The following is a 373-nucleotide window of genomic DNA, read 5'->3' as shown; positions in this document are numbered from 1 at the left end:
GGCGCTGATGTAGAGGGTGTTTTCCAGGGCGTGCCAGAAGAGGGGGTCGCCGAAGAGTTGGCGGAAGTTGTCCAGTCCGACCCATTGGCTGTGGGTGATGCCGACGAGGGGGTCGTAGAACTGGAAGGCGGTGACGGTGCCGGCCATGGGCAGGTAGTTGAACACGATCAGCAGCGCGATCGCGGGCAGCGTCATCAGGATCAGCGTCTTGTCCCGCCGCAGCCTGATCCGCCAGGTCAACGCGTTCTTGGCAGCGCCCTGACCGGTCTGACCGCCCTGGCCGCCCTGGCCGGACTGGCCGGTCTGGCCGGACCGGCCGGTCTCACCGGACCGACCCCCGCCCGACCGCCGGCCGAGGAGCCCGCGTCGCCGC

Annotated in this window: 1 pseudogene; it reads right to left on the bottom strand. The window is 69.4% G+C overall.

Annotated features, from left to right (window positions below):
* Positions 1-240: pseudogene (locus K7G61_RS36140) on the bottom strand (sugar ABC transporter permease); the annotation flags it as partial.
* Between the last annotated feature and the right edge of the window lie 133 nt (positions 241-373).

The organism is Streptomyces sp. HPF1205 (assembly GCF_020400825.1).
GTDB lineage: Bacteria > Actinomycetota > Actinomycetes > Streptomycetales > Streptomycetaceae > Actinacidiphila.
The sequence above is the reverse complement of the archived record's forward strand: the minus strand, read 5'-3'. Positions and strand labels throughout refer to the sequence as shown.